At 71.2% G+C, this 6566-nt stretch carries 6 protein-coding genes; 3 read left to right on the forward strand and 3 right to left on the reverse strand.

The genetic code is table 11. The annotated features are described in order from the left end of the window. Positions 1-255 precede the first annotated feature (255 nt). Positions 256-699 (forward strand): hypothetical protein, encoded by a 444-nt coding sequence (locus WDV06_RS26510; protein ID WP_395512297.1) that lies wholly within the window; start codon positions 256-258, stop codon positions 697-699. A 1656-nt stretch (positions 700-2355) separates the two neighbouring features. Continuing rightward, positions 2356-2613, forward strand: a complete 258-nt coding sequence (locus tag WDV06_RS26515; protein ID WP_395512298.1) for a hypothetical protein — start codon at positions 2356-2358, stop codon at positions 2611-2613. A 1225-nt stretch (positions 2614-3838) separates the two neighbouring features. On the opposite strand, the gene WDV06_RS26520 is transcribed toward WDV06_RS26515, so the two are convergent. Then, a complete protein-coding gene (locus WDV06_RS26520; protein WP_395512299.1) occupies positions 3839-4027 on the reverse strand; it encodes a hypothetical protein in 189 nt (62 codons plus the stop codon). 171 nt (positions 4028-4198) lie between these two features. Between WDV06_RS26520 and WDV06_RS26525 the strand changes: the two genes are divergently transcribed. Further along, positions 4199-4795 (forward strand): hypothetical protein, encoded by a 597-nt coding sequence (locus tag WDV06_RS26525; RefSeq protein ID WP_395512300.1) that lies wholly within the window; start codon positions 4199-4201, stop codon positions 4793-4795. A gap of 60 nt (positions 4796-4855) precedes the next feature. On the opposite strand, the gene WDV06_RS26530 is transcribed toward WDV06_RS26525, so the two are convergent. Beyond that, positions 4856-5047 carry a hypothetical protein gene (locus WDV06_RS26530; RefSeq protein ID WP_395512301.1) on the reverse strand — a complete coding sequence of 64 codons (192 nt, stop codon included), beginning with the start codon at positions 5045-5047 and terminating at the stop codon, positions 4856-4858. Positions 5048-5161: 114 nt separating this feature from the next. Next, entirely contained in the window at positions 5162-5404 is a 243-nt protein-coding gene (locus WDV06_RS26535; RefSeq protein ID WP_395512302.1) for a hypothetical protein, read from the reverse strand. Positions 5405-6566: the final 1162 nt, after the last annotated feature.

A 6566-nucleotide genomic window follows, 5' to 3' on the forward strand; every position in this document is an offset into this window, starting at 1 on the left:
TCGGCGACCCGTACGCCCAGCCTTCGGATCGCCGGCTGTTCCCCTGTCCGCATCTGAGTCCGGGCGAGCGCGCCTACGTCCGGTACACCGACTGGGGGCGGTGTTCGCTAGCGTGGCGTGATCACGAGAGCGGGAGGCACAGCGCGGCGGTCGACGGCGTTACGGGTTGCGGGTGTTGGGGTGGCGTCGGTGATCCTGGCGGGTTGCGGGAGTACCGGGTCGGACGGCAAGCCAGCGGAGACGCCCTCGGCGCCCGTGCAGGCCTCGGGGAAGGCCGACCCGCAGGCGGCGGAGAAGGCGGCGGTGCTGGCCGCGTACGCGGGCATGGGGGCCGCCGAGGTCCGCTCCTACACCTCCGGGACGCTGGACCCCGACCTGGAGCGCTACGCGACCGACGCGGCGCTCGCGGACATCAAGGCGACGCTGTTCTGGTACCAGCAGCGCGGCACCGTCATGAAGGGCCAGCCAGCCCACGCGCCGACGGTCGAGTCGGTCGACACCACCGGCGATCCGCAGCGGGCGGTGGTGAGCGACTGCGTGGACTCCACCGGCTACGACAAGGTCGACAAGGCCTCCGGCCAGCCGGCGCCCGCGCCGTCGGGGCCGCGCCGGCACGTGGTCACGTCCACGGTGCAGCGCACCGGGTCGGGGCCGTGGCTGGTCTACCGGTCGACGATCGAGCGGGACCGCACGTGCTGAGCCGCCCCCAGCTGGTGGCTGCGGCCGTGGTGGCCGGGCTGCTCTGGGCGGCCGCGGTGCCGCCCGTGTTCGCGGACGGGCCCGGGGGCGGGGTGGTGTGTCCGCCCCGGGATCTGGACTGCGACATCGCAGCTCAGGACCCGGGCAAGCCCGCCCCGGGCAAGCCTGGCGGGGGGTCGGGCAAGCCCCTCTCCGAGGGGGGCTTGCCCAGCTGCGCGATCGACGGCCAGGAAGTGCCCTGCTCCACCCCAGAGATGGGCACGTTCTCCTCGGCGGACTCCTGCTACTGGCGGCCCACAGACGGCCCGCCCGGAGGCCTGCCGCCCGGATTCGACACCGGCGCCCCGCCCGGCTGGAAGCCGGGAGACCCGGGCGGGAGCCTGTACCTGGTGACCTGCCCCAGCGGCGGGGACGTCCGCGGCGGGATCCGCTGGTCGGCCACCGGCCCGGCCGGCGGCGGCGTCGACGTCCAGGCGCTCGCCCGCCAGGCCGTCGAGCACCTGCGTCTGGAGGGCCCGGACATCGGCATCGTCCCGCGCCCGGACGGCAAAGGGTTGGTGGGACCGCGACCGCCAGGGCGCGCACCGTGGTGTGGTCGATGGGCGACGGCACCACGATCACCTGCACCCGCCCCGGCACCCCGTACTCACCGGAGCGCGGCAAGGAGAAGTCACCGGACTGCGGCCACATGTACACCCGCACCAGCGCCCCAGGCGCCCGGCGGCCGCTACCCGGTCACCGCCACCACCGCCAGAGCCAGACCAGCCTGGCCATCGGTGAACTTCAGGTCCTCAACGTCCCCCTGACGGCGCTGGTGAGGTCACCGGTGACCTCACCAGTGATCTCACCGGCCTGGGCAAGCCTGCCCCGGCGGGAGCTGGTGAGGGTTGCACCGGAGGTTGTCTGGAGGGTTGCACGTAGAGGTGCACTAGGAGTTGCACCGCAGGTGTGACCGTGAGTGGGACCCCCACTTTTCCAATTCCGGGCATCGTGCCTGGTCAGACCCGGTGGGCAAGCCCCTCTCGCGTGACGACACCTCTATGTACGCGTGAGCCGGACACAGAGGTCACCCCAGCACTGCTGCCGGGCCGGGCACGCCAGGAGGGTCCGGCCCGGCGGGTCGGTGCCGGTCTCTCCCTTTGTTCCCGGGCTCGTGGAGTGGCTCGGTGGCTGGCCGGAGCTGTAGCGGAAGAGGGCCCCTGCCGGTAACAGGGGCCCTCTGGGTGTTCCGTTGTGTCCGCGTCGGGCCCAGGAGGACTTGACGAGGGCGTCACGGCCACGGTCGCCGGGAAGCGGCCGCTGGCGTTCAGTTTCGCCAGGGCGATCGGGCGAGAGCAAGATCGTCTGCGTGTTCGGCCTGTTCGGAACTCTCAATGGCCAGGTCAGCGTGGGTTTTGAGGTGTTGTTCGGAACGGTGGAGTGGCCGGTCGCCGTAAGGGTTTTGGCGGCCTTGTGCCGGGCCGGGAGGTGCGCACTCGGGCGCGGGTGGGGGCGGTCCGCGAGCGGATCAAGGCGGTTGTGTTCCGCCCTGGATCAAGGGTTGCCACGCCCCCTTTTGCGACCGCAGGCTTACGTCTCATCACAGCCCGTACTCGGCGTCCGGTAAGCGCCTGCGGGCTTGATCCGTAGGTCCACGTCACACCCAGGAGGCACAGCATGCAGGCACATCGATCTCTTCGGCGTCGCGGTCTTGAGCCGGCCCCCAGCGCCTCGTCCTGCGGGACGGGCGGGCTGTCGCAGGGGCTGCGGGTGGGGGTTTTCGTGGTGGTCGTGGTGGTGGTCGTCGCGTTGATGAAGTCGGGCCAGTCCATGCTCGACGCGTTCGGCCTGGTGACCGTCGCGGCCGGTACGGCGACCCAGATCAGCTCGTGGCTCGGCCAGTCGGCGGCTGCTCTGCTCGGGGAGGCGGCGTGACGGCCCCGACGCCCCCCGGGGGCGGAGCGTACTGGGAGGCCGAGCTCCGCAAGATGAGCTCCGACCAGGAGCTGCGTGACCTGCTGGCCAGCTTCATCAAGGCTCGGGGCATGACGTACGACAAGCTCGCCACGGCGGCTGAGAAAGCGGGGGGGGGTCTGCGGCTTCCGAAGGCGACCGTGGCGGGTGTCCTGGCCCGGGCCAAGCTGCCCAAGCTGGAGTTCGTGAGGCAGGTCCTCAGGTGCTGCGGGCTGGACGAAGAGGGCCGGGCTCTGTGGATCGAGGTGTGGCGTGCCCTGGATGAGGGGCGGGCTCCCCTCAATCAGCTGCCTGGCCGCGACGTCCCGTCGGTTCGCCAGCCGGAGGTCGGGCCGGTCGAGGACGAGGTGCCGCCGCAGTACGCCGAGCCGGTCGAGGACAAGGCGCCGCCTCAGTACGCCGGGCTGGCCGGGGACAAGGCGCCGGCTACGGTGCCCGCCGGGGACGAGGTGCCGCCTCAGTACGTCGAGCGGGTCGGGGACGAGGCGCCGGCTACGGTGCCGGCCGGGGACAGGGCCCCGGCTGGGGAGCCCGAGCCGGCTCGGGAACCGGTTCCGGCCCAGGACCACGCCACCTTGAACCTGGGGCGCCGGTCTCCGGGGTGGCCGTGGCGCCGGCGGAAGGTTCTCGTCTCGCTGGGGTTGGCCTTCGCACTCGTGGGCGGCGGCGTGTGGTGGTACGCGGCGAAGGCGGACGAAGCGCAGGCCGCGGTGGATGCGCAGGCGGCGGCGGATGCGAAGGCGGCTGCCGAGCGGGGGGCCTTGCGGAAGTCCCGCTGCGACACCGACAACCCCAGGCTGCACCAGGTGACGGGCTGGTGTGCTGGGGTCACCGACGGCAGCGATCGCCACGACGTGTTCGGCGCGGAGTACGAGCCGGCGCTCGCGGCGATGGAGGCCGAGAACAAGGAGGTCATCAAGTCCCCCGGCTACGTCACGGTGGCCTTGATGGCGCCGCTGTCGACCAAGGGCGGCAACAGTCTGACGGTCGGCCGGGCCGTACACCAGGTCGAAGGCGCTGTCGTGGCCCAGCAGGAGGCGAACAAGGGGGGCACCTACCCCCAGATCCGCCTGGTGCTGGCCAACATGGGCAGCGACGAGTCGAGCTGGTCCACGGTCGTCGACGAGCTCAAGAAGATGACCGGAGGCGCCGACCGGCTCGTCACGGTCACCGGGATGGGCCTGAGTCAGCAGGAGTCGGTCGACGCCGCGCGGGCCCTGTCCAAGGCCGAGATACCGATGATCGGCGACCTGATCACGGCGGACGGCTTCGACACCACCGGCAGCATCGACCACGGTGCCGCGATCCCCGGACTGGTACGGATCGCCCCCAACTCCAGCGCGCAGATGAGGGCGGTCAGCCAGGAGATCCACAAGCACCCCGAGCTGAAGACCGCGGCTCTCGTCAGCGCGCCGACCACCCCGAACGGGACGCCGGACTTCTACACGGAGTCCCTCAAGGGGGCGTTCCAGAACCCGGACATCGGCCTCCTGCCCTACCAGCAGGCGGGGGGATCTCCTTCAAGTTCGACGCCCGCGAAGACGCGGTGCGGCCCAGCCTGGACACCATCAGCAACAACCTCTGCGGCAGCGTCGTGCCCGACCTGGTGTTCTGGGCCGGCCGCGCGACTCACTTGCCGGACTTCCTGGAATACCTGCGCCAGCGGCAGTGCCACAGCACCCCCATCACCGTGGTCACCGGCTCCGACGCGGCCACCCTGGATCCCAAGCTGGCAGCCCTCAACGATCCGGGCGCCCCCATCTCCCTCCTCTACGCGCCGCTCGCCGATCCCGGCCAGCTCGGCGCCAACACCAACCCCGACCGCGGCCTGTTCAACACGTTCGTCGAGGAGTTCGGCGCCGACCACCACGGGCAGCAGTTCGACAAGGGCCACCTGGCCAGCGGATGGGCCGTCATGGCGCACGACGGCTTCCTGGTCGCGAGTCAGGCCATCCGCAAGGCGGTCAACTCGCCCAAGACCCCGCCCAGCCCGCACGCGGTGGCAGCCCAGCTCTACCTGTTCGACGCCACCAACGTCATCAGAGGGGCCAGCGGCATCTTCCGCATCGACCCGGACACCGGCAACCGCAAGACCGGCCAGAATCCGCAGGTAAGCCGTCTGGGCCACGCACTGAAGGACTAGGCGCCTGTGGCCGGCCTCGACTTGGTCGAGGCCGGCCACAGTTGTGCGGCGTTGTTCCCGCTAGCGGTCGGCCGGCGGGGTGTGGCCGGGCCCCAGCGGGCGCCGGCCGTCTCGCACGGCGTCGGCCCGGACGACGGGGACCTCGGGGACGGCCGCCAGTTCGGCGGCGAGCAACCCCCGGCGGCCCGATGGAGTCGGCGCTGAGGGAGTCGCGGGGCGGGGGCCGGTACCCAGCGGGCGGCGCTCGATCATCCGGCCAGTGTCTCCCAGCTGTTCCTGATGGGCGTGCCCGGGCTGGCGCAGCGAGGCCCGCGGTTCTGATGGCCGGCCCAAGGCTCGTGTCCTGCGCCGATCTGGCTGCGGGCTTCACCAGCGTCGCAGGAGGTAGCGCAGCCCGCCGACGGCGGCTACGGCGGCTGCGATGGTGACGGCGGCGGGGTCGGCCCAGGCCGGGGCGATTCGTACCACCAGGCCCAGGCCTATGGCAGCCGCGATGGTGAGTACCAGGGCGAGGCCGTCGCGCTGTCGCCGCAGTCGCGCCAACTCCTGGGCGTGGTTCTCGGCGGGCTGGGTGACCGAGTTCGTCGTCGTGGTTGTCGTCGTGTTCATGGTGGTCCTTCGGTGGGGCCGGCGTGTTGCCGGGCGTGGGGTGGAGCGGGAGCCACTGTGGGAGGGCGGCGCGGCCGGGTCGAGTTCTCGCGAATTTCCGTTCCGGGCCTGTTCGGACGGGGTCTAGTGGGTCGATCGCACGGATTCGCGAAGCCTGGACACGGCGCACTGCGGTGGGCACTGGACGCAGAGTGCCGAGCGCGGGGGCAAGCTCCGCAACCCCCGCCCTGGCCACCGGCAGGGGCCCCCGGGACGTTCCGCACGGGAGGGCACATCGGTTCGTCATCCCACCCGAACGGGACGCCCAGCGCCGAGACACGCCCCATGAATGTGAATTGAAGTGGCTTTATCGCGACCCTTAAGAATTTTTCTCGGATGGTTTCTGAAGGCTTCTGATAAATCTCCAGAGCGACGTATGGAATTTCTCGACCATCTCTGATGGATCGTCAGGTCGGTGTGTTTTGGTGGTGGGTGGGGTGGGGCCTCCGAGGACCGGGGTGCTGTGGGCTGTTGTGGGGGCCGTTCTTGGCGGGGTCGCCCCCTTGGCGAGTCTGTACAGCTCAAAGGCCAGTAGGCGGCCACCCAGGGGTGTTCTGGAGGGGGCCCCGGGGCTGTGGCCGGGGTGGCTCGGTGTCGGGTAGGGGCGTGGTCCCAGTGGCTATCCCGGTCGTCTGGGATGAGGCACCCCGGGTGAGGGTTGACACCCTCCCCTCGCTGCCCGAGCATTGACGGAGCGTTACCGGATCCAAAGCCGCACTTTGGATCCCGGCCCCGGCCACCCTCCTCCGTTGCCAGCCGCCCGCGAAGCGGACCGGCCCCCACAGCCCAGTAATCCCAAGGGGGAGCGCAGCGCTCCCGACCCCACCACAGGGGTCTGGAGCGCAGCGGAAGACCCCCAGGCCCAGCCCGCGAAGCGGGCGCCGGCCCGCCCCCGCGCGAAGGCGGGGCCTCACACTCCGTCACAGCCCGCGCGCAGCGCGGGCGTTCCCTTCCCCAGCGCGCAGCGCTGGGGATTCAGTGCTCCGAAGGGTGGGCTGCGAAGCAGCCCTAGTTCCCGCGAAGCGGGACCGTGCTCTCCGCCGCACTGCGGCGGAGAGCACGAGGTCACCCCCGCGCGAAGCGCAGGCAGTTCGAAGCCAAAACAGAGGACCTCCGTGCCCGA

Origin of the sequence: Streptomyces racemochromogenes (assembly GCF_044129415.1) — a bacterium.
Taxonomy (GTDB): domain Bacteria; phylum Actinomycetota; class Actinomycetes; order Streptomycetales; family Streptomycetaceae; genus Streptomyces; species Streptomyces racemochromogenes_A.